The organism is Polyangium sorediatum, assembly GCF_029946465.1.
GTDB lineage: Bacteria > Myxococcota_A > Polyangia > Polyangiales > Polyangiaceae > Polyangium > Polyangium fumosum.
Map to the genome: position 1 here is coordinate 154,822 of NZ_JARZHI010000017.1, position 22,686 is coordinate 177,507.

Annotated in this window: 19 protein-coding genes; 14 read left to right on the forward strand and 5 right to left on the reverse strand. The window is 69.2% G+C overall.

Annotated features, from left to right (window positions below):
• The first annotated feature begins 2 nt into the window (after positions 1–2).
• Positions 3–2,357, forward strand: coding sequence for a radical SAM protein (locus QHF89_RS20815; protein ID WP_136966489.1), 2,355 nt, complete (start codon positions 3–5; stop codon positions 2,355–2,357).
• On the opposite strand, the gene QHF89_RS20820 is transcribed toward QHF89_RS20815, so the two are convergent.
• The gene (locus tag QHF89_RS20820; protein WP_284720736.1) at positions 2,290–3,144 is read right to left on the reverse strand and encodes a ZIP family metal transporter; all 855 of its coding nucleotides are present in this window, start codon (positions 3,142–3,144) and stop codon (positions 2,290–2,292) included. The genes QHF89_RS20815 and QHF89_RS20820 overlap by 68 nt on opposite strands.
• A gap of 128 nt (positions 3,145–3,272) precedes the next feature.
• On the opposite strand from QHF89_RS20820, the gene QHF89_RS20825 reads away from it, so the two are divergent.
• The 6 genes from QHF89_RS20825 (at position 3,273) to QHF89_RS20850 (ending at position 6,386) form a co-directional block, all read left to right on the forward strand.
• Positions 3,273–3,632 (forward strand): hypothetical protein, encoded by a 360-nt coding sequence (locus tag QHF89_RS20825; protein WP_136966488.1) that lies wholly within the window; start codon positions 3,273–3,275, stop codon positions 3,630–3,632.
• Positions 3,629–3,991 (forward strand): hypothetical protein, encoded by a 363-nt coding sequence (locus tag QHF89_RS20830; protein ID WP_136927016.1) that lies wholly within the window; start codon positions 3,629–3,631, stop codon positions 3,989–3,991. The genes QHF89_RS20825 and QHF89_RS20830 overlap by 4 nt, the downstream gene beginning before the upstream one ends.
• A gap of 78 nt (positions 3,992–4,069) precedes the next feature.
• On the forward strand, positions 4,070–4,489 hold the full coding sequence (locus tag QHF89_RS20835) for an encapsulin-associated ferritin-like protein (protein ID WP_136927017.1): 420 nt from the start codon (positions 4,070–4,072) through the stop codon (positions 4,487–4,489).
• 3 nt (positions 4,490–4,492) lie between these two features.
• The gene (locus QHF89_RS20840; RefSeq protein ID WP_136966487.1) at positions 4,493–5,302 is read left to right on the forward strand and encodes a family 1 encapsulin nanocompartment shell protein; all 810 of its coding nucleotides are present in this window, start codon (positions 4,493–4,495) and stop codon (positions 5,300–5,302) included.
• 77 nt (positions 5,303–5,379) lie between these two features.
• The gene (locus QHF89_RS20845) at positions 5,380–5,709 is read left to right on the forward strand and encodes a hypothetical protein (protein ID WP_136966486.1); all 330 of its coding nucleotides are present in this window, start codon (positions 5,380–5,382) and stop codon (positions 5,707–5,709) included.
• Positions 5,710–5,729: 20 nt separating this feature from the next.
• Positions 5,730–6,386 (forward strand): hypothetical protein, encoded by a 657-nt coding sequence (locus QHF89_RS20850; RefSeq protein WP_136966485.1) that lies wholly within the window; start codon positions 5,730–5,732, stop codon positions 6,384–6,386.
• A 36-nt stretch (positions 6,387–6,422) separates the two neighbouring features.
• Here the strand turns inward: QHF89_RS20850 and ggt are convergent, their stop codons facing one another.
• Positions 6,423–8,345 carry a gamma-glutamyltransferase gene (gene ggt, locus QHF89_RS20855; protein WP_284720737.1) on the reverse strand — a complete coding sequence of 641 codons (1,923 nt, stop codon included), beginning with the start codon at positions 8,343–8,345 and terminating at the stop codon, positions 6,423–6,425.
• An 82-nt stretch (positions 8,346–8,427) separates the two neighbouring features.
• Positions 8,428–9,261: a UDP-3-O-acyl-N-acetylglucosamine deacetylase gene (gene lpxC, locus QHF89_RS20860; protein WP_136966484.1), complete on the reverse strand. Its 834-nt coding sequence runs from the start codon at positions 9,259–9,261 to the stop codon at positions 8,428–8,430.
• Between the two features lie 145 nt (positions 9,262–9,406).
• Between lpxC and QHF89_RS20865 the strand changes: the two genes are divergently transcribed.
• Positions 9,407–10,357, forward strand: a complete 951-nt coding sequence (locus QHF89_RS20865) for a diacylglycerol/lipid kinase family protein (RefSeq protein ID WP_136966483.1) — start codon at positions 9,407–9,409, stop codon at positions 10,355–10,357.
• 63 nt (positions 10,358–10,420) lie between these two features.
• Positions 10,421–11,632, forward strand: a complete 1,212-nt coding sequence (locus tag QHF89_RS20870; RefSeq protein ID WP_136966482.1) for a ketopantoate reductase family protein — start codon at positions 10,421–10,423, stop codon at positions 11,630–11,632.
• Here the strand turns inward: QHF89_RS20870 and QHF89_RS20875 are convergent.
• On the reverse strand, positions 11,627–13,225 hold the full coding sequence (locus QHF89_RS20875; protein WP_136966481.1) for a dipeptidyl-peptidase 3 family protein: 1,599 nt from the start codon (positions 13,223–13,225) through the stop codon (positions 11,627–11,629). The two genes, QHF89_RS20870 and QHF89_RS20875, sit on opposite strands and share 6 nt — an antisense overlap.
• 207 nt (positions 13,226–13,432) lie before the next feature.
• The gene (locus QHF89_RS20880; protein WP_269749841.1) at positions 13,433–13,564 is read right to left on the reverse strand and encodes a hypothetical protein; all 132 of its coding nucleotides are present in this window, start codon (positions 13,562–13,564) and stop codon (positions 13,433–13,435) included.
• An 84-nt stretch (positions 13,565–13,648) separates the two neighbouring features.
• Here QHF89_RS20880 and QHF89_RS20885 point away from each other — a divergent pair, with 84 nt between their 5' ends.
• The 5 genes from QHF89_RS20885 (at position 13,649) to QHF89_RS20905 (ending at position 22,686) form a co-directional block, all read left to right on the forward strand.
• On the forward strand, positions 13,649–15,565 hold the full coding sequence (locus QHF89_RS20885; protein ID WP_284720738.1) for a DUF4139 domain-containing protein: 1,917 nt from the start codon (positions 13,649–13,651) through the stop codon (positions 15,563–15,565).
• Between the two features lie 40 nt (positions 15,566–15,605).
• Positions 15,606–17,345 (forward strand): carbon starvation CstA family protein, encoded by a 1,740-nt coding sequence (locus QHF89_RS20890; RefSeq protein WP_284720739.1) that lies wholly within the window; start codon positions 15,606–15,608, stop codon positions 17,343–17,345.
• A 277-nt stretch (positions 17,346–17,622) separates the two neighbouring features.
• On the forward strand, positions 17,623–19,248 hold the full coding sequence (locus QHF89_RS20895) for an AgmX/PglI C-terminal domain-containing protein (protein ID WP_136966479.1): 1,626 nt from the start codon (positions 17,623–17,625) through the stop codon (positions 19,246–19,248).
• A gap of 417 nt (positions 19,249–19,665) precedes the next feature.
• Entirely contained in the window at positions 19,666–21,243 is a 1,578-nt protein-coding gene (locus QHF89_RS20900) for an AAA family ATPase (RefSeq protein WP_136966478.1), read from the forward strand.
• 195 nt (positions 21,244–21,438) lie between these two features.
• Positions 21,439–22,686 carry an AgmX/PglI C-terminal domain-containing protein gene (locus tag QHF89_RS20905; RefSeq protein WP_284720740.1) on the forward strand — a complete coding sequence of 416 codons (1,248 nt, stop codon included), beginning with the start codon at positions 21,439–21,441 and terminating at the stop codon, positions 22,684–22,686.

Below are 22,686 nucleotides of genomic sequence, written 5' to 3' on the forward strand. Positions count from 1 at the left end.
GGATGTCTCGCATCGCGATCGTCTTCCCTCCGATCCGCGTCTCGCGCGACTTCATCGACTACCCGTACTTCGCGGACCTCGGCGCCCTCCAGGCCGCCGCCGTCCTGCGCGCGTCGGGCTTCGAGGTCGACCTCGTCGACGCGCTCGCGATGGAGGGCGCGACGCTCGCGAGCCACGACGACGACGCGGGCTACGTGCGGCTCGGCGCCTCGCTCGACAAGGTCCTCGCGCGGGTTTCGGCCGAGGCCGACGCCGTCCTCGTCGCGTACACGCCGTTTCATCGGCCGCCCTCGCGCGACGATCTGCTTGGGAAGCTCCTCGCTGGTCTCGCCGCGCATCGTCCGGATCGTCCCATGGTCTTGGCAGACCTCTACCAGAGCGGCCAGCACGTCGTCGACGTCCCGTCGAGCGAGATCCTCGCCGCCTACCCCGAGGTCTCCGTCTTGATCCGGTACGAGGCCGAAGGCGTACTCGCGCGGGTTTTTTCCGATCTCGAACGACAAGGCCGGCCCCAGGAGCCCTTCGCCCTCGTCCCCGAGGAGCCGCCCCGTCTCGACGACCTGCCCTTGCCCGCGTGGGACCTCGTCGATCTGCCGGCCTACTTCGCCTTCCACGAGGCCACGATCCGCGGCCTCGGCCGGCCTCACTGGGCCTTCCCGATCGACGGAACGAGCGCGCCGATCCTCACGAGCCGCGGCTGCCCCTACCGCTGCGTCCACTGCTCCTCGAACCCCACGGCCCGCAAAGACGGCGAGCTCGTGGCGCCGAAGACCCAGCGCCGCTACGCCCCCGCCTACCTCGACCGCCTCCTCGGCGACCTCGCCGCGCGTGGCGTGCGCCGCGTGCACCTGCTCGACGAGCTCGTCAACGTGAACGAGCGGCACTTCGACGCCGTGCTCGACCTGCTCGAAAAGCACGATCTGCGCTTCGAGATCCCGAACGGCGTGCGCGCTGACTACGTCCTTCCGCGCCACGTCGAGGCCATGAAGGATCGGATGACCACGCTCAGCGTGAGCGCCGAGAGCGGCGTGCAGCGCGTCGTCGACGAGGTGGTCGACAAACAGCTCGACCTTGGCGCCATCAAGGAAGCGGCGAAGCTCGCGCAGGCGGCCGCGCTCCCGATGCTCGTGCACTTCATGATCGGCCTGCCCGGCGAGACGAAGCGCGACATCAACGGCACGCTCGCCTTCGCGCTCGACCTCTTCGAGGAGACGGGCGCGTTCCCGAGCGTCCAGTTCGCCACGCCCCTGCCCGGCACGCGCCTCGGCGCCGAGGCCAAGAAAAAAGGCCGCGCGCTGCCCGTCGTGAACGACTGGGGCCCGCGCTTCCAGCAAGCGCCGACGATCGAGACCGACGCCTTCACCGAGGACGACCTTCGCCGCTTCAAGTGGACGTTCGATCAGCGCATCGGCGCCTCGCAGGGCCCGAAGAAGGTGATCATGAACGTCACCTACAAGTGCAACAATCGCTGCACCTTCTGCGCGACCGGCACGCGCACGCAGTTCGACGGCGACCTCGACAGGCAGCGCGAGCTGCTCGTGAAGTACCGCAAGCTCGGCGTCACGCTCCTCGACTTCGACGGCGGCGAACCCACGCTCAACCCGAACCTCGTCCGCCTCGTCGGCTTCGCCCGCCGCATCGGCTACGAGCGCGTCAACGTCACCACGAACGCGCGCATGTCGAGCTACGAGGACTACGCGAAGAAGCTCGTCCACTCCGGCGTCACCTCGATCCTCACGAGCATCCACGGCCCCGACGCGCAGACGCACGCGCAGAACGTGGGCGTCGCCGAGGCCTTCGATCAGACCGTCGCCGGCGTGAAACACTTCGTCCGCCTCGCGCCGCCCGGCGTCGAGCTCGGGGCCAACATCACGCTCACGAAGTCGAACCACAAGAAGCTCCACGACGTCGCCGCGCTCGTCTTCGATCTCGGCCTGCGCTGGTTCAACATCCAGTTCCTCACGCCCTTCGGCCGCGCCACGAGCTCGGTCTGCCCCGACACGAGTGTCGCCGCGGAGGAGACGAAACGCGTCATCGACGACTTCCGCGATCGCATGAAGATCCAGGTCATCAACCTGCCCTTCTGCTTCATGCCCGGCTACGAGGCGTTCCTCCTCGGCGACATGCTCAAGCTCGAACGGCACATGCTCTTCGTGAACAACGAGGAGGTGAACCTCTTCGAGTATCTGCGCGAGCGGCGCGTGAAAAAGGCTGTCTGCGAGACGTGCCCGCACGAGGTCTTTTGCGGCGGATTCTACGAGCTCGAGCAGGTCCCCGAGCCGACGTGGCTCATCCGGCCCGAGGATCTCGTCCGTCCGATCGGAGCGGATGTTCCGCGACCGTTCGCGCGCCCGTGACGAGCCCCTTCGCGACGACCGCGGCGACGAGCACCACGAGGCCGAGCACCCGCAAAGGCCAGCCGAGGTAGAGCACCCAGCCGTCGTGCTCCAGGCTCACGAGCGCGAGCGCGAGCCCCACGAGCCCTGCCACGATCTCCGTCACCCGGCTCCGCGCGCCCTCCTCGCCCACCTTCGGCGCGTGCGAGAGCGCGTGCAGCAAGAGCCCCGCCACCGCCGCCACGAGCCACGGCCGGATCGACGCGATGCGCGCCGCGCCCACGAGGTCGAGCGACATCGCCCCGACCGTGGTCGAGAGCGCGCAGCCGACGAGCGAGAGCGCCGCGACGACCTTGCTCTTTGGCCTCGCCACGTGGTCGAGCGCCTGGATCGCCACCACCATCGCGAGCGGCACCGTGTGCCCCGCGATCGCGAGCACGATCGTCGGGTGAAGCTCGCCCGCGCGCGAGAGCGAGGCGACGGCCGTGCCCTCGCCGGCCTGATGCAGGAGCACCGCGGCGTAGCCCATGACGAGCGTGGGACCGTCCGCGTGCCCGTTCCGCTGGGGCATGAGCCGTTCGATCAAAAACGGCACGAGGAAGCCGGCCGCCGCAGCTCCGAGCGCTAGCCAGCCGGCCTCGGCGATGGCCTCGGGCAAGAGGTGCAGGAGCGCGACCGCGGCCGACGCGACCATCGCGAACGTCCCGAGCCCCGGCATGACGCGTTGCCCGTGGTCACGCCAGATCGCGGCGATGCCGCCGAGCAGGACGGCGAGCGCGAGGACGGCGAGCCCGGCGGGGAGGGACACGGCGCGCGTCGTAGCATGAATTCGTGCCGGTCCGATCGAGAGCCTTCTCCTCTCGCGGTGTGTCTCGGACGCGTGTACTGTCGGGCCCGTTCGTCGAAGGAGCGCCAAGCGGCGCGAGGGAGGATGGGATGGACCCCGCAGAACGCGGCTTTTTGTCAGTGATCGGCGGCCTCGCCACGGGGGTGCATGTCCTCGTGGCCATCGCCGTACTCGTGCTCGGGCTCGTCGTTGTGCGGCCGGTGAACCAGAATGCAGGGTTCGTCTTCGCGGGCGCTGGGGGCGTGCGGCTTTTTGGCCTCGTGCTCGACTTCATCGTCGACGCGATCATGGCGAACGCCGGCTTTGACGCGATCATGATGTGGAACGCGCTCAACAGCGTGATCTCGATCGGCACGAGCGTGGTGTTCTTCGGCGGGATCGCGTTTGGAGCGTACACGCTCGCGGAGACGCGGCCGCAGCAGAAGGGCGGTGGGGCATGGGCGGGATGAGCGGCGTCGGAGCGGGCTTGCTCAGTCTCGCGAGCGTCGCCGTGCTGACGCTGCTCGGGGTCGGCCTCGTCACCGTGGGGCTCGGCACCGTGAAGAAGGTGCATGGCCCTGCGGGGTTCTGCCTCGCGGGCGCGGGGGCGCTCATCGCGTTTGCCTCGATCTTGCGGCAGCTCTTGAGCTTCGCGTTGAGCTTCGCCGGCATGAGGCTCGGGACGATGTTCACGCTCACGCAGGTCCTCACGATGGGCATGCACGTCCTCGCGGCCGTGCTCCTGCCGGTGTCGATCTTCCTGCTCGCGACGGCGATCAAGCAGGGGGCCGGGCAGATCCAGACGCAGGGGACGCGCATCCACTACTGATCGCCGGCCGCGTTTGCCTGCGCGGCCTTTGCCCTCGACGCTCCGCAACGCGCGCCCCGACTTCGGCATCCGAAGGGTATGGGCAGCGAGACCTACCACGAGCCGTACGACGTCCTGTCGCCCGCGGCTCGCGACATGCACCGAGCGCTCTGGTCCCTCATCGAGGAGCTCGAGGCCATCGATTGGTACGCGCAGCGCGCCGAGGTCACGAACGACGCGGAGCTCAAAGCCGTCCTCTTGCACAACCGTGCCGAGGAGATCGAGCACGCGATGATGAACCTCGAATGGATCCGCCGGCAGGATCCCTTATTCGACAAGAATATCCGCACCTACTTGCTGAAGGACGTCCCGATCACCGAGATCGAGGCGAGCGAAGAGAGAAAACAAGCGGGTGAAGCGCAAGGGGCGAGGGCGGGGGCGTCCCCACCGCCTGCGCCCTCGCCGCCGCGCGCCGGCGCGGGTCGTGGGCTCGGCATTGCCAGCTTGAGGAGGAGGTGAATCGTGGCCCTGGATCTGCTTCGTCGTGACCTCGCTCCGATCCTGCCCGAGGCCTTCGCGCTCATCGACGCGGAGGCGCGGCGCGTGCTCCAGTTGAGCCTCGCGGCGCGCAAGCTCGTCGATTTCCGCGGCCCGTTCGGCTGGGGATATGCGTCGGTCAATACGGGCCGGCTCCGCCCGCTCGGCGAGGGCCCCGTGCCCGGCGTGTCCATCGGCCAACGCACGTCGCAGCCGCTCCTCGAATTGCGCACGCCCATCTCGCTCGACCTCGCGGACCTCGACGCGGCGGCGCGCGCCGCCGTCGATCTCGACATGTCCGCGGTCGTGCAGGCGGCCGAGCGGATCGCGCGGGTCGAGGACGGCGCCATTTTTCATGGATATGCCGAGGGGGACATCCACGGCATCGTGCAAAAGAGCCCGCACGCGCCGGTGCGCATTCCGAACGTCACCGCGTTCCCGGCCGCGGTCGTGCAGGCGCAGGAGGTCCTCCGGTCGGCCGGCGTCACGGGCCCTTATGTGCTCGTGGCCGGCTCGCGTGAATACGACGAGCTCGCGGCGGGCTCGGACGACGGGTATCCGATCTTGAAGCGTATCGAGCGACAGATCATCGATCACCCGGTCGTGTGGGCGCCTGCGCTCTCGGGCGCGGTGCTGCTCTCCGTGCGCGGCGGCGATTTCGAGCTCACGGTCGGGCAGGATCTCTCGATCGGCTACGCGTACCACGAAAAACAGCGGGTCGAGCTCTTCCTGACCGAGTCGTTCACGTTCCGCGTGCTCGAACCGCAGGCGGCCGTGGTTCTCCGCCGCGGCTAGATCCGGCCGGCCCTTCCGTTTGCCCTCGCCCTCGTGTACGGTGCGCTGCCGCTCGAACGGCAGGACCACCGGCCCTCATGAAAAACCCCTCCTTGCGCGCCGTCGCCGCGCTCGTCCTCGCCTTGCCCATGCTCGCCCTCGGGTGCTCGAAGGAAGCGCAGGCCAAGGTGATGCTCGAAAAGTACGAGGCGGTGTTCCGGGTCTGCAAGGAAGAGACGGAGAAGGCGAAGCTCTCGCCCGGGGAGCAGCGATGCTCGCTCGTGGCGAGCATCGCTGTGGATCTCGGCCTCGAAGAATCGGGGCTCGAAGAGCCGAAGCGGCGCGAATTGCTCGCGGCCTGGCTCAAAGAAAAAGGGTTCGTGGCCCATTACTTGCCGCATTCGATGCGGCCCAAGGAAGAGCGCTGAAGGCGCGAGAAAGGTTTGTCATGTCCGAGGAAGGGATCGACGATCCGCGCAGCGTCCTGTCGCTCGCCGCGAACGAGCTCGGCGCGGGGCAATTCGAGGAGGCGCTCGCGCGCGTGAAGGCGCTCCAGCCCTCGCTTGCGGGCACGCCCGACCTGCTCGCGCCCTCGCGCGCGCTCGAAGCGCGGGCGCTGGCGAGCCTCGGGCGGGAGGAGGAGGCGCTCGTGGTGCTGGAGCAGGCGCAAAAGGATGCCGAGGCGGCGAACCTGCCTGCGCACGTCGAGGGCCTCGGGCGGCTGCGGGCCGGGCTCGCGCAGGCGTTCGAGATGGAGCGGCTCGCGTCGATGTCACCGGAGGATCTGGAGCGACAAACCGAGGATCCGGCCCAGCGCGCCGTGCTTTATTCGAACAAGATCGTCGCGGCGCTCGCCGTGGGCGACGTCGAAGGGGCGCGTGAGCTCTTGCCGCGCGCCCGCGCGGCTGCCGAGCAGGCCGAGGATCCGGCTGCGCTCCTGCCCGTCCTGCTCGCGACGACGCAGCTCTGCGTGGCGACGAACGACGTGCCGACGGCGAAACGCGCGCTCGAAGCGGCCCGCAAGGTCGCCGAGGCGAGCGAGCCGGACGCGATCCCGCTGATCGACGAAATGGCGGGGTATCTCCTGCGAGATCCCGAGGCCTGAGGCGCACGGGATCCCGCAGACGCCTGATTCAGCCCCTCACTTCGATTCCACCACCATCGCGCTCCCGCCATTGCGGCGCACCGGCTCCGCGACGGCCGTCATCGTGCCATCCGCGTGCCATTGAATCGCCGTCGCCGCGCCGATGAGGCCCGCATCCGAAAACGCGTGGCCCTTGGCCTGGAGCGCCGTCGCCTCGGGCGAGCTCATGAAGAGCGGCTCGGCGCTGCTCGTCGCGTTGGGCGCGTTTCGTTGCGACACACGCGGCGCGGCCAGCGCCTCGTCGATCGGCATCTTGAAATCGATGTGATTCACGAGGATCTGCATGACCGTGGTGATGATCGTCGCGCCGCCGGGCGAGCCGACCGCCAGGACGGGCACGCCATTCGAGAGCACGATCGTCGGGCTCATGCTGCTGCGCGGCCGCTTGCCCGGCTCCAGCACGTTCGGGTGCGGCGTGTCCGCCGTGGCGGGGATGTTGAAATCGGTCAGCTCGTTGTTCAGCAGGAACCCGCGCCCCGGCACGACCATGCCATTGCCGCCCTCGTATTCGATGGTGCAGGTGTAGGAGACCAGGTTCCCGAACGAATCCGCCACCGTGATGTGCGTGGTCTCCGGATCGAGCTCGGCGGGCGATTCCCCCGCATGGAACCCGGCGGGCGGCTTCGGCTTCGCGCCGCTCGGATCCACCTGATGCGCGAACGGATTGCCCGCGGGCTTCGCCTCGATCGAGGCCATCGTCGGGTCGATGAGGGCCCGCCGCTCGGCCGTGTACGCCGCGGAGAGCATTCCCTCCACGGGCACGTTCACGAACTCGGGATCCCCCATGAACGTGTTGCGATCCGCATACGCGAGCCGCGAAGCTTCGAGCCAGTGATGCAAAAAATCCGTTTTGCTCATCGAGACCGAATCGAAGCCGTCGAGCAGGTTCAGCGTGATGCCCGTGGTGAGCCCGCCGCTCGAAGGCAACCCGACGCCGAGGATCGTGAGCCCGCGATAGGTCGTTTGCACGGCGGGGCGCACGCGCGCCTCGTACGCGGAGAGGTCCGAGACGGTCATGAAGCCCGGGCGCGGCACGATCGTCGCGTCGGCCGTGAACGGCGGGTTCGTCACGGTCGCGACGATGTCCTTGCCGATGTCGCCATCGTAAAAGATCGCCGGGCCATTCTTGGCGAGGAGCTCGTACGTCGCGGCGAGGTCCGGGTTCGTGAAGATCGTGCCCACGGGGAAGGGATCACCGGCCGCGTTCAAGAAGAGCGCGCGTGTGCTCTGGATCTGACGGAAGCGGTCGATGTTGCGCGTGGTCTGATCGAAGAACGTCGGGTCGACATCAAAACCCTTCTTGGCCACGAAGATCGCGAGTTTCAACGCGTCGGCGAGCGGCAGCTTCCCATAACGACGCAGCGCCTCGTCCCAGCCGCGCAAGGTGCCGGGCACGCCGACGGAGAGGCCGCTCGTGAGCAGATCGTTGAATGCAATGGGCGCGCCGTCCTGGTAATACGCCGTGTGCTTCATTCCCTGCGGCGTTGTCTCGCGGTGGTCGATCACCACGGCTTGTTTCTTGTCGGCGAGCCATACGAGCATGAACCCACCGCCGCCGACGCCGCACGAGAACGGATCGGTCACGCCGAGCATGGCGGCCGCCGCGACGGCCGCGTCGATCGCATTGCCGCCGGCCCTGAGCGCCTCGATCGCGGCCCACGTCCCGCGGTGATCCACGGTCGCCGCGGCGCCGCCTTTCCCGACGGCGGTCGGCACGAACGTCGTGGGCGGCACCGGATCGGGCGGGGGCTCCGCGTCGGCCGGGCTATCGGGCCCCGCGTCCATCGGCTCGTGCCCCGCGTCGCCACCGGCGCCGCCGCCGCCCGCGTCCGGATTCGTGGTGGGAGGGGGCGGCTGCGAATCGAGCGAGCAGCCGAGGAGCGTGGCCGCAAGAAGGAGAGCGAGATTCGTGTGACGCATGGCGTCGAGGAGAACACGGCCACGGGGACGAATCCATCGGGAAAGGACGCATTCGCGAGCCCGGGAAGGACGCGGACCTCGGTCACCCCCCTTCCGAGAGCCGCTGTGCCAGCCGTACGTGCAGCGCGTGCCCTGCCTTGAACGCGAGATAATGCGCCCGCGGCAGCGGATCCAGGAGCGCCAGGTCGCCCATGAAATCCAGGAGCTTATGGCGCGCGGGCTCGTCCGGGAAGCGCAGCGGCCCGTTCAGCCATTTCGTTCCATCACAAACGATCGCCGCGTCGAGGCTCCCGCCTGCAAGCAGCCCCCGCGCCTGCATCGCCTCCACGTCCGCGAGGACGCCGAACGTCCGCGCCGGCGCCACCTCCGCGAAAAACCGCTCGGGCGAGGCCAGGAGCGAGGCCCATTGCTCTCCGATCGGCGCCGCGTCGAACACGATTCCACAGGAAAACCGCAATTCCGGCGCGGGGATCGCCGCGACGAACGCCCCGCCGTTCGAAGGCACCCAGATCGGCGTTTCGAGCACCGTTTCGAGCCGCGGCGCGTAGGCCGCCGAGAGCCCCACCCGCGCGATCGCCTCGGCCCACGGCAGCGCCGAGCCGTCGAGGATCGGCACCTCGGGCCCCGTGATCTCGATGCGCGCGTCGTCCACGCCCATCCTCGCGAGCGCCGCCAGCAAATGCTCCGGCGTCCGCACCGAGGCCCCTTCATTCGCGAGCATCGTCGATCGTGTCGTATCGGTGACGAACGCCGCGCGGGCCCGGATCACGGGCTCGCCCGGCAGATCCATCCGCACGAAGAAGCGCCCCTCGCCAGGGCCCACGGGGCGGATTCGCACCTCGACGGGCTTGCCCGTGTGCAGGCCCCGCCCCGGGATCACCACGTCATCGGCCAGTGTTTTTCGCGGGTCGACCATTGTTCGTTCGGCGGCTCGTGTCTTCGGCGCGTCCTTCGCGAGCGCGCGGCAGGCGCGAAAAACATTTCGCGGCGCGCATGAGAGTGGAGAACGAGGCCGGTTCGATCTTGTGGCGCGCGGTCATGTCATGGCAAGGGTTAGGTCGATGAAGCCGCTTCTCATCGTGAACCCCCAGTCGGCGGGAGGAAAGACGGGCGCGCTCTTCGAGAAGATGCGCGGGCCGATCGAGCGTCACCTCGGGCACGTCGACGTCGTGTTCACCGAGCGCTCCCGGCACGCGGTCGACATCGCGCGCGACGCGGCGAGCGAGGGGCGGGGGATGGTGATCTCGGTCGGCGGCGACGGCTCGATCCACGAGGTCGTCTGCGGCCTCATGGAGGCGCGCGACGCCGGCAAGAAGCTCCCCAAGTTTGGCATCATCGGCGCCGGCACCGGCGGCGACTATCGGCGCACGCTCGGCTTCGAGAACCGCCTCGACCGTTATTGCGAGGCCATCGCCGAGGGCAAGACGCGCGCGGTGGACATCGGCCGATTCTCGTACGCGACGCATACGGGCGAGCGGAAAAGTTCTTACTTCGTGAACATCCTCTCCGTCGGCATGAGCGGCCTCGTCGATCAGCTCGTGGCCGAGTCGACGCGCACGCTCGGCGGCACGATGGCGTATTTCACGTCCTCGGTGAAAGGCCTCGCGCGGAGCGTCGTGGGCCGCGTCAAATGCACGATATGGCGGGAGGACGGCTCCCGCGAAGAGACGATCGAGACGCGCTGCTTCGCGATCTGCAACGGCCGGTACTTCGGCAGCGGCATGCAGGTCGCGCCGATGGCGCACCCGGACGACGGGCTCTTCGACGTCGTCGACCTCGGCGCCGCCTCGCGTCTGCGGTTTTTTATGGTGTCCTCGCGCATGTACACCGGCACGCACGTGCACTCGCTCGACGTGAAGCACTACCGCTGCGAGCGCATCCAATTGGAACTTTTGAACGAGGACGTCGCGGATCGTTTCCTGCTCGACGTCGACGGCGAGCCGCTCGGCCGCTTGCCGCTGGAGGTCGAGATGGTGCCCGGCGCCATCGAGGTCCTCGTCCCGAAACAATAATGCGTTGCGGCATTGCGGAATTGGCTCGCGCGGCTCCGCAATCGATGTAGAATCGAAAGTCCCATGAGCCAAGACGGCGTCTCGAGCGGCGCGCGATCCTCCGGGCCGCGCTTTCTTGTCGTTGGATGTGGCGGAATTGGTGGCCTCGTGGCCGCGCACCTGTTCGCGGGTGGGCACGACGTCACGGCGCTGACCACGAATGCACGGATCGCAGACGCGATCAATACGAAGGGCCTGCGCGTCCTCGGTGAAAACAGCCCCGGCGTCGTGCGCGGGCGGGCGGTCACCGAGCTCGGGCCGGGCACCGAGCCGTTTGATTACATCCTGCTCGCCACGCAGCCGCCGCAGGTGGAAGAGGCCGCGCGCGGCGTGCTGCCGCACCTCGCGGAGACGGGCGCGATGGTGACGTTCCAGAACGGCCTCTGCGAGCCGCGGCTCGCGCGGATCGCGGGCCCGGAGCGCGTGCTCGGCGGCGTCGTCGCGTGGGGCGCGTCCATGGCCGAGCCCGGCGTGTACGAACGCACGTCGCCCGGGGGTTTCGTGCTCGGCCGCATGGATGGGCAGCCGGACGACCGGCTCTATCCGCTGGCGAAGGCGCTCGGATCGATCGGCGAGACGATCCTCACGGACAACCTGGCCGGCGCGCGCTGGTCGAAGCTCGCGATCAACTGCTCGATCTCCTCGCTCGGCGCGCTCGGCGGCGACCGGCTCGGCGTGCTTTTGCGCCATCGCTTCATTCGTCGCCTCACGCTGGAGATCATGACCGAGGTCGTGCTCGTGGCGCGCGCCTCGGGCGTGAAGCTGCAAAAGGTCTCGGGCACGCTCGACCTCGACTGGATCGCGCTCTCCGACGCCGACCGTGTGGCCGTCGCCTCGCCCTCGCTCTTCGCCAAGCACGCCATTTTGCTCGCGGTCGGCACGCGCTTCCGCAAGATGCGCTCGTCGATGCTCGCCGCGATGGAGCGCGGCCGCCCGCCCGCCGTGGATTTCTTGAACGGGGAAATCACGAGCCGCGGCCTCGCGCTCGGCATCGCGACGCCCATCAATGCGGCCATCCAGGCCGAGGTGCACGCGCTCGCCGCGAACCGGACGCCGCCCTCGCTCGCGGTTTGCCGCGCGCTCTACGAGCGGACGCGTTCGCTCGTGAATGCGCCGTTTTCCATCCCGCCGCCCCCTGCGGAGGCGGATCCGGCCGCGCTCGACCCGGAAATCCCGCCTCCGCCGCGCAAGGCGACGACGACCCGCGCCACGTCCCCCTCGTCGCTCGAACTATGACGTGACGCCGAGCAACCGCTCGGCCGCCGGATAGATCGGACGGATGTCCACGGGGATATCGCCGAGCTTGCCGAGGGCGCGCGCGAGCGGCTCGCTCATCACGCCGTATTTCGACAGCATGGCCCGCGCGCCGTCCTTGTCGCCGCGGGCCTGCACGAGGAGGATTTCACGCAGCAGATCACGGATCGCGCCGGGCACCTTGTGGTGATCGATCGAAAAAAGTCCGCTCGTGGCATCCTCGCGGATCACGCCTTTCTCCATCAGCCAATGCAGCTGCAGCGCCGTTCCTTTGCCGTGCGCCTCCTCGATACCGAAGCGGGTCGCCCGGAACATACCGGCGAGGAAGGTCGAGAAGAGCGCCGAGCGCCCCTCGGCTGGCAGCACGCCGCGATCCATCAAGAAGAGAATGTTGTAGATCCCCATCACGTCCGCCTTCGCCTCCTCGAACGGCGAATGCAGCTCCGAAAGTCGGAGCCGCACCTCGGTCGAGGCGCCGTCCACGACGATCCGGCCCGGGCCGAGCCCGTGCGAGAGCTCGTGCAAGAGCGTGTGATGGAAGAATGCGTCGGCCGAGAGGCGCGAGAGCTCCTCGGGCGCGAGGACACGCGCCGCGATCGGCTTCAAGATCCCCTCGAACTTCGCCTTCATCACGTTGCGGAGCAGGACGTTTTTGCTCCCCTTCGCCTCGCGCACGCGCTCGTCGTTCGGCAAATTGAACGCGAGCGTCTGCACGCCGGCCCTCGTGTCGCCGGCCGAATACACGAGGTCCGCCACGCGGATCGGCGAATCGGTGCCGCGGTTCGGGTTCTTGTGCTCGTCCGGGATCGGCAGGTTCTGCTCCATCGCGGGCAGCTCCGACTTCAATCGCGCGAGCGTGCCGCTCGCCGAGGGGTCGATCACGGTCACGAACGAGGTGAACGCGGCCTTGTACCCGAAGAGCCGGTCCTCGTAGGTCTCATACGGGCCGATCGTGACCTCCACGCGGCTCTCCATGTCCATCCAGGCGAGGTCACTCTCGTAGTACTCGTCCGCCCCGAGCGCTTTCACGACAGCGCCGAGGTACCGCGCGAGCCCGGCGTCTTTCGCCGTCGCCGCGGCCTTCTGAAGCTCCGCGACGATGGGCCCGAGGAAGGATCGGAACGCCGTCGAATACGGAATCGTGACGAGCCCGTTTTCTTCACGCCGAACGAGCGTGTAGAGGCTCCGGAGCGCGTCGGCCTCGGCCGGATGCGCGGCGATCCACGCCTCGAACTCGTCCCTCGTCATGTCGACCGGGTAATACCCGGCGCCGGGCGGCCTCGGCAGGTCGCCGACGAACGGCTCCTGATCGAGCCGATCCCAGGGACCGGCCGACAGATCGAAATAGGCGAGCGCGTCCTTCGCGAGCGGTGACGTGACCTTGGCCAGCTCCGCGCGCATCTCCGGCGCCTCCGCGAACGATTGCCGCAGGAAGATCGCGTCGATGGGCAGGGACGCGCGGACGAGGTGCAGGAGAACCTCGCGCTCGTCCGGCGTGAGCGCGTCGAGGTCGGCGTCGATGGGCGTGGGCACGAAGCGCGCGAGGCGCGCCGAGACGTCGGGCAGAATGTGCATGGCTCTGGCGGGGGATGTAGCCGGCTCAGGGGGCCTTGGCGAGGACCATTACCGGGGGCTGGTGCTGCGCCTCGCACTCCGATCCGAGCGCGCTCGTCTCCTCGGAATGGTCCCCGACCGCCTCGGCGAGGCAGGGGTTGTCCGCATCGCCGCCGACCCACGGCCCGGGGTCGAAATGGGCGACGGCGCGGCGCGTTCAGCCATTGGCTAGCGCGACGGCGGCGGGTTTTGCCGCACCGCGCAGCCGCAGCCCGGATCGGCCGCGGGGGGCGGCGCCCGGTGCGAGCAGCCGGCGAGGAGGGCCGAGAGCACGACGAGAGCGACGAGGAAGGGACGCATGGATGCATCGTTTCCGAGCCGATGCGGGAGGTCAAGCGCCCGCGCTTTTCTCGGGGTGCGCTTCGGCGATAGCCTGCGCTTCGCATGGGACGAAACCTTGGGCCCCGCATCCGCCGCGTGGTCCTCTCCAAGGAGGGCCTCGCCCACGTCGAGCGGCGCGGCAGCGCAGACGGCAGCTTCGAACTGCCCTTCGGCCGCGCCGAGCTCGGCGAGGTGCTCCGGTCGCTCGTCGTCTGGGTCGAGCGCGGCGAGGGTCGAACGACCGCGCTCGCCTTCGATGCGCCCGAAGACCCGGACGCCGTGCTCGCCGAGAAGAAGCTGCGCTTCGAACCCGGGACGACGCTGCGCGGCATCGTGCACGCCGCGCGAGGTCGGCGCGTGCGGGTCGCGGGGAGCGACGGGCCGATCGAGGGCGAGGTGCTCGGCTTCGAGGAGTCGACGGGCGGGCAAGGCCCACGCAGGTGGCTGCTCCTGCGCACGGGCGCGGGGCAGATCGAGGTCGTCGACATGGCGTCCGTCCGGCAGATCGAGCTCGCGGATCCCGCGCTGCAAGGCAGCCTCGACGTGCTCGTGAACCGCGGTCGTACGTCCGCGGGCGGAGACGGTCGCGCCGTGCGTGTGGTCCTCGCCGGCCGCGTGGAGGACGTGCGCGTGCTCTACGTCGTGCCCGCGGCGCCCTTCCAGCTCTCGTATCGGCTCGCGCTCGCGGGCGCGGAGGCGCGGCTCTTCGCGTTCGCGCTCGTGCAGAACCCGCTCGAAGAGGACCTCGAAGACGTGGAGCTCGTGCTCTCGTCCGCGCAAGCCGCCGCCGCGTCGAGCGACTCGTACGCGCGTGCAGATCGGCAACGCGACGACGAGACCGAGAACGCCACGAAGCTCGAGCGCACGCGCCGGGCGCACGGCCAGCCGGCCACGATTCGCGCCGCCGCGCCGCTTGGCACGCTCGTCGCGCTCGCCGGACGCGCGCCGGAGCGCATCGACGAAGCCGATACGATGGACACCGAGCAGGCCGCGGCCGAGCTCGCCGCCGCGGCCGCCGCCGAGCCGCGGGAGTGGACCGCCGAGGGCCCCGTCTCCATCCCGCGCCGCGGCGCTGCGATGGTCCCCGTGCTCGCGACGAGCGTCCGCGTGCGCAAGGAGCGCATCTTCCGCGAGGGCGCAGGGCCGAGCCCCGACCTCGTGCTCTGCTTCGACAACGACACCGGCGTTCGCCTCGAAGAGGGCCGATGCGCGGTCTACGACGAGGGCCGCTACGTCGGCGAGTCTGCGATCGGCGCTGCGACGCGCGGCGCGCCCGTGCGCGTCTCGTTCACGAAGGACCCCGGCGTTCGTTGCCACCGCACGAGCCGCAAGGACACGACCTTCGCGGGCCTCGCCTTCGAGGCGGGCGGCCTCATCGAGCAGCGGCGCGTCGAGGAGCGCCACGTGTACTGCGTGCGCAGCGATCATTCGACCGCCGTGGACGTCGTCGTCGAGGTCCCGCGCAAGGACGGCCGCACGCTCACCGGCGAGGGCATCACGCCCATCGTGGAGACGCCGCGCGCCATGCGCTTCCGCGTCGAGGTCCCGCCGCGCGGCGAGGCGAAGATGGAGGTGTGCGAGGCGTGGACCGAGACGACACGCCTCGCCTACGAGTCGATCGAGCCTGGGCAGATCGAGACCTGGCGTGCGTCCGGGCGGGTCGACGCAGCGCAGCTCGACATCCTCTCCGAGCTTTCCCGCAATGTCGAGGAAGCGAGCCGGTTCGAGGCCGAGCGGGTGCGGCTCGACCGCGACCTCGTCGACATCTTCACCCGGCACGGAAAGATCGCCGAGCAGCTCGCGGTGCTGCGTGACGCGGGCCCGGAGGGGGCGCTGCGGGCGCGGTACGTCAGCGAGCTCGACGCCATGCAGCAACGCATCAATCCGATGGAAGCGGAGATGCGGCGGCTCCGGGACGAGGCCGACACGCGCCGCCGCGCCGCGGAGCGAGCGCTCGCCAGCCTCGCGCGAAGCTCGTAACGCGGCATCGACCTCGGCGGCGTGGCCTTATACTCGCCGCGTGCTGCCCCTGCTCGCGCTCGGCGTCATCGTCGTCCTCACCGTCGGCTACTTCTCCTACGGCCGCCTCATCGCGAGGAACTACGCGCTCAATGACGCCTCCGAGACGCCCGCGGTGCGGCGCGCGGACGGCGAGGACTTCGTGCCGACGAAGCCCTTTTACCTGCTCGGACAGCACTTCAGCGCCATCGCCGCGGCCGGCCCCATCGCGGGCCCGATCCTCGCCGCGCAGATGTTCGGCTGGGTGCCGTGTGTGCTCTGGATCGGCTTCGGCGTGATCTTCATCGGCGCCGTGCACGACTTCTCCGCGCTCGTGGCGAGCGTGCGCCACGACGGCGAGAGCGTGGCCGAGATCGTACGGCGGCAGCTCGGCCGCCGCGCGTGGCTGCTCATCCTCACGTTCATCTGGCTCGCGCTCATCTACGTGATCGTCGCCTTCGCCGACATCACGGCGAGCACGTTCGTGGGCAAGACCGAGGAGTTCGAGGGCGGCACCTTCAGCTTCAACCCGGGCGGCGCCGTCGCGGCGGCGAGCCTCATGTACCTCGGCCTCTCCATCGTGATGGGCCTCGTCGACCGGCGATGGAAGCCCCCGCTCTGGCTCACCACGCTGATCTTCGTGCCCGCCACGCTCGGCGTCGTCTGGCTCGGGACGAAGGTCTCCACCTCGTTCGTGCTCCCCTTCGAGAACCCGCAGCGCGCGTGGGGCCTCGGCATCCTCGTCTACTGCTTCATCGCCTCGCTCCTGCCCGTGTGGTTGCTCCTGCAGCCGCGGGGCTACCTCGGCGGATTCGTCCTCTACCTCGCGCTCGCGGCCGGCGTGATCGGCCTCTTCTTCGGCGGCCTGCGGTATCCCGGCGAGTTCGACATCCGCATGCCGGCGTTCAAGACCTTCGACGCCGGCGGCCCCTTCGGCGGGCTCTTCCCGTTCCTCTTCGTGACCATCGCGTGTGGCGCCTGCTCGGGCTTTCACGGCCTCGTCTGCTCGGGCACGACCTCGAAGCAGATCGCCAAGGAGTCACACACGCACCCCGTGGGCTACGGCGCGATGCTGCTCGAAGCCTTCGTCGCCATCATCGCGCTGACCACGGTCATCACCCTCGCGCCGGAAGGGAAGCTCCCGGGCCCCGGCAAGATCTACGGCGACGGCGTCGGCCGCTTCATGACCGTGATCCTCGGCAAGGAGCACTTCCTCTTCGCCGCCACCTTCGGCGCGATGGCCTTCTCCACCTTCGTCTTCGACACGCTCGACGTCTCCACGCGCCTCGGCCGGTACGTCCTCGAGGAGCTCTTCGGCTGGAGCAAGAAACGCAAGGCCGGCGCGATCGCCGCGGCGCTCACCTTGGTGCCGCCCGCGTACTTCGTCGCCACGGCGCGTCCGCCCGGGCCCGGCGTGCGCCCCGCCTACCTCGATTTCTGGACGCTCTTCGGCACGAGCAACCAGCTCCTCGCCGCGCTCACGCTCCTCGCGGTCACCGTGTGGCTCCACCGCGAGAAGCGCCGCATCTGGTACACGGCCGTGCCCATGGTCTTCGTCATGACCGTGACCCTGTGGGCGCTCATCGCGCAGATTCGCCACGCCTTCGGAGCCATCCGCCAGGGTGGCTTTTCGTTGAATACGGCGACGATGAACGGCGTCGTCGGCGTCCTGCTCGTCGGCCTCGCGATCGCGCTCCTCATCGAGTCGGGCAGAGCCCTCCTCGGCCGTGCCCCGATTCCGGCCGAGACGCGCGCGAGCTGATCCCTCCCCCCCTCTCCCGGGACGGGAGAGGGGCCGGGGGTGAGGGGCGTACAGACCCCGCTTTCCCTTCGATCCTCGCTGTTTCGGGTCCATGTCGCTTTTCTGGAACCCGCCCCGGATCTGGCTGTCGCTAGGTACGTGGACGCGATGCTGAACGCCGGATGAGACGCGAGGACGCCCTGGAGAGGGCGTTCGACGAGTCGCCCGCGTAGCAGAGCTTCACGGAAACACGAGAGCGATCCCCGCCGCGCGCGGAGGAAATCAGGAGAGGTTTGTCATGGAGTATCGCAACGAGAAGAAGCAGGCACTCGACTCGAACAACCCGTTCGTCGCCAAGGCGCCCGTGGATCTTTTCGGCGCGACCCCGGCGCGCCCCTTCGATCCCCGCGCCCTCTTCGCCGACAAGGCGAGCGAGCCCGAGACGGTGGCCGCCGACGCGCCCGAGGGTTCGTACACGTACGCGCTCTTGAAGAGCGGCCCCGAGGTCCCCGCCGAGGAGTGCGAGCGCGCGGACGAGGCGGTCGAGATCATGATCCTGTGGGGCGACTCGATCCTCCACGTCGCGCACCTCTCGCCGGTTCGTCCGTTCCACGTCGGCGAGGAGAGCGCGGACTTCGTGATCCCCGCCGGCACGCTCGGCGCCTCGCGGCTCCCGGTGGTGCTCGTGGGCGCGGATGGCAAGGCGAGCGTCGTGGTTCCGGCGACGGCGAAGGCGACGATCGAGACCGAGGGCCGTCGCGCTCCGGTCGACGCGACGAACGCGATGCCGTGCGCGGCGCTCGCGGGCAGCGTCGAGGTCGCGCTCTCGCTCGGCGCGCGGGTGAAGGTGGAGATCGGCGGGCTCGTGATCCAGGTCGCGAGCGTGAAGGCGGGCCGCAAGGTCAAGGGCGGCGCGGTGGCGATGCAGGGCAAGGGTCTCTCCTGGCACGGCGTCTCCCTCGCGGTGCACGCGGGGTTGCTCGCAGCGGCCGCGTTTTTCCTCCCGCCCCTCGGCGTGACGGACGAGGACGCGATCTCGGACGAGGACAAGTACTTCATCCAGCACGCGCTCGATGTGAGCGCGGAGCGTGAGGAGGAGAAGAAGGAGACGCCCGAGCTTGCCGAGAACAACGAGAAGGCCCCCGGCGGCAGCTCCGGCGCGCGTGCGCAGGACAGCGAAGGCAAGATGGGCAGCACGACGAGCCACAAGAGCGACGGCCGGTTCGCGCTCTCCGGGGACAAGAACAACACGGACCCGCAGATCGCGCGTCAGGCGGCGGTCGACGAGGCGCGCAACTTCGGCATGATCGGGCTGCTCAACGTGATGAACGGCGGCGACCCGAACGCCGTCACGGCGAAGTGGGGCGGCGACACCTCGTTCGGCAGCGACGATCGGAGCGCCCTCGGCAACATGTGGGGTTCGTCGATCGACGAGGCCGCGGGCTCGGGTGGCCTCGGCGTGTCGGGCCACGAGGAGGGTGGTGGTGGCAAGGGTGAAGGCATCGGGATCGATCGCATCGGGACCTACGGCGTGAACCTCGGCGGCCCCGGCGGCTTCAACCGCCAGCTCAAGCCGAAGGATCACAAGACGAGCGCGCCGATCATGCGTCCGCAGGGCGTCACGACGACCGGTCGTCTCCCGGCCGAGATCATCCAGCGGACCGTGCGGCAGAACTTCGGCCGCTTCCGGTTCTGCTACGAGCAGGGCCTGCGGACGAACCCGAACCTCCAGGGCCGCGTGGCCGTGCGGTTCGTGATCGGTCGCGACGGCAGCGTCTCGCAGGTGTCGAACGGCGGGTCGGATCTGCCCGACCAGAACGCGGTCTCCTGCGTGGTCCGCTCGTTCTACGGGATGAGCTTCCCGGCGCCCGAGGACGGCATCGTCACCGTGACGTACCCGATCATGTTCCAGCCCGGGAGCTGAAGGCTGATCCCGCGAAACAACGCCCCTCTCTGACCGCCGGGGCCACCTTCCACACCTGGAAGGTGGCCTCGGCGGTTTCCTTTTGTCGTCCTTCACCTGTGGGAGGTGGCCTCGGCGGTCTGGGTTCGTCGGCTGTGATGTGTGTGCGTCGGCGACGCCGACCTGCCTTGGGCACCTGGCACCTGTGGGAGGTGGCCGTGGCGATCTCCTTACGTCGACGGACACGTGTGTAAGCCGCGCATCCCGACCTCCTCGGGGGACAGGCACGTCCGTCACGTCGGCGCGGGCGATCTGGTTCGTCGGCTGTGACGTGTGTGAGCGCGCGTTCGAGGTCGGGATCGGCACCTGGCATGTGTGTGCGTCCGTCGGCGAGCCCGAACAGTGCGAAGGCGGCCCTCGTGGCGCATGCTACCGCACATGAAGGTCTTCAACACCGCGGGGCCTTGCCGGTCGGAGATGCACTACATGCTCCCGCCGCTGCGGCGCATCCCGGAGGCACCCGAGCTCATCGAGAAGATGGGTTACTTCGTGCTCCATGCGCCCAGGCAGACGGGCAAGACCACGGTGTTGCGAGCGCTCGCGGAGGAGCTGACCGCGTCGGGTCGTTACGCGGCGCTGCACTTCTCCTGCGAGGCGGGCGAGGTTGCGGGGGACGATTTCGAGGGAGCTCAGCGGACGGTCCTCGCCGAGTTGCGGTTACGTGCCGAGACCAGCTTGCCGCCGGAGCTCCGGCCGCCGCCGTTCCCGGAGGTCGCACCCGATGGGTTCCTCGTGCGCGGCGCCCTCGCGGCGTGGGCGGAAGCTTGCCCCCGGCCGCTCGTGCTCTTCTTCGACGAGATCGACGCGCTGCGCGGGCAGAGCTTGCTCAGCATGTTGCGGCAGCTCCGCGCTGGGTATCCGGAGAGGCCACATGCTTTCCCTGCATCCGTCGTCCTCTGCGGTTTGCGTGACGTGCGCGAGTACAAGGTCGCAAGCGGCGGCGATCCCAACCGGCTCGGCACGTCGAGTCCGTTCAACGTGAAGGTCGCGTCCTTGCGCCTCGGCAACTTCTCCGCTGAGGAGGTCGCGGAGCTCTACCGGCAGCACACGGCCGAGACGGGGCAGATGTTCACGGACGAGGCCGTCGCGCACGCCTTCGAGGTCACGGGTGGGCAGCCGTGGCTCGTCAACGCGGTCGCCCGCGAGATCGTGGAGGTGATGCGCGTGCCCGTGGCCGAGGCGATCACAGCCGCGCACGTGGACGTGGCGAAGGAGCGGCTCATCCTGGCGCGCCAGACGCACCTCGACTCGCTCGTGGCGAGGCTCATGGAGCCGCGGGTGCGCCGAGTGATCGAGCCGATGCTCGTCGACGCTCCGGGGGACGAAGGGGCCGACCTGACCTACGACGACGACGTCTCGTACGTGCGCGACCTCGGCCTCGTGCTGACGCGGCCTCTGCGGATCGCGAACCCGATCTACAAGGAGGTGATCGTCCGGGTTCTCGGCAACAAGGCCGAAGATCAGGTGGTGGAGGAGCCTCGCGCGTTCGTGCTCCCGGACGGTAGGCTCGCGTGGCGAAAGCTCCTGCGGGCGTTCTCACGGTTCTGGCGAGAGCACGGGCAGGCGCTCGCGACGAGGATGCCCTACCCGGAGGCCGGGCCGCAGCTCGTGCTGATGGCATTCCTGCAGCGGCTCGTAAACGGCGGCGGGTACATCGATCGCGAGTACGGGGTCGGTCGAGGTCGGATCGATCTGCTGGTGCGTTATCCCTATGAGAAGATCGACGGCACGCGCGCCGAGCAGCGGCGGGCGATGGAGATCAAGGTATGGCGGCGCGGCCAGAAGAATCCGCTCAAGAAGGGGCTCGCGCAGCTCGACGAGTACCTGGAGAGGCTCGGCCTGTCGCGCGGGACGCTCTGGATCTTCGACGCACGGGGCAAGCTCGCGCGCAAGCCCGTGCGCAAGGAGGACGTGATCACGCGCGGGGGGCGGCGCGTGCGTGTGATGTGGGCTTGACGCGTCTGTTCATGAGTCCACGTGCCTGTCAATATATGGGCGTGTCTGCATAACTCGACACCATACGCAGGCGGTTGATCGTCTCCTGGACCCAGGGCCAGAGGGTCTGGAATCGCTGGTGCTGGGACTGACGCCAACCACGTTGGTCGTTGTTTTACGAAGAGGGTCCTCGGCTGGAACGATCGGGAGGGTGACGTGGTCTCTGTCTCCGTGGCCTCCGATCCGCCGCTTCGGGATGCAAGGGTGAGCGCCGCTGCGCGCGCCATCGACGTCGTCGTGCGGTGGGGGAGCGACTGCGTGCTCGCCGCCGTGGAGCTCTCCCCGCCGCGCTCGTTCTTCGTGGGCGAAGACGAGGGCTGCGACGTCGTGTTGCCCGCCGAGATCGTGGGCGCATCCCGCGCGCCCGTGCTGCTCGCGCGGTGGGACGGCGACGTGCGCGCCGTCGTGCCGAAGGGCGCGCGTGTCGTCTTCGACGGCGAGGGCAAGCCGATGACGCCCGCCCGCGCCATCGCGCGTGGGCTCGCGGAGGCCTCGCGTATCTACCGCGACGCCGCCGAGATTCCGCTCGGGCCGGGCCGGACGATCGCCGTGCGCCTCGGGCCTTTCACGATCGAGATCACCGGCAGCGACGCCGCTCCCCGCGCGCCGCGCGCGCCCGTGCTCTCGCGTCGCCTCGGGCTCTCGCACCTCGCTTCGGTGCTGCTCCATCTGCTCGTCTTCGCCGTCGTGGCCTCGCGGTTCCAGCCCATCCTCGACGACGACTTCGACGGCATCACGGACGATGACAAGTTCTTCATCCATCAGATGCTCCGCCGCGCCGACGAGAAGGAGATGGAAGGGCTTTACGCCGAGGAGATCGCAGGGTTCGAGCGCCGGGCGCGGCGCCGGCAACGGCGCGACCGCGCGGAGATGGACCTCGAAGCGGCGTGGATGCGCTCGCTCCAGGCGGCGGGCGAGCGCTGGAGCGCGGAGGAGTTCGCGCGTGCGCGCGCGGGTGAGCCCGAGGACGCCCGCGACACCGGCATGATCGGGCTGCTCTACGATCGCCCCCCGCAGTCCGCGCCGACCGTGGCCCCGGTTGCTTTCGATGACCGCGCCTCCTCCAAGGCGACACAAGCGCAAGCGCGCCCGGGCGCCATGGCTCTGAGCGGTCGGCTGCCGCCGGAGGTCGTGCGGCGCATCATCCGGCAGAACTTCGGGCGCTTCCGGCTCTGTTACGAGAACGGCCTGCGGAGGAACCCGAACCTCCAGGGGCGCGTCTCGGTGCGCTTCGTGATCGGGGCCGACGGCGCGGTGTCGAACGTCGGCAACGGCGGATCGGACATGCCCGACGGCGGCGTGGTCGCGTGCATCGTGCGCGCCTTCCACGGGCTGAGCTTTCCGCAGCCCGAAGGCGGAATCGTGACGGTGGTCTATCCCATGCTGTTCTCGCCGGGCGGATGA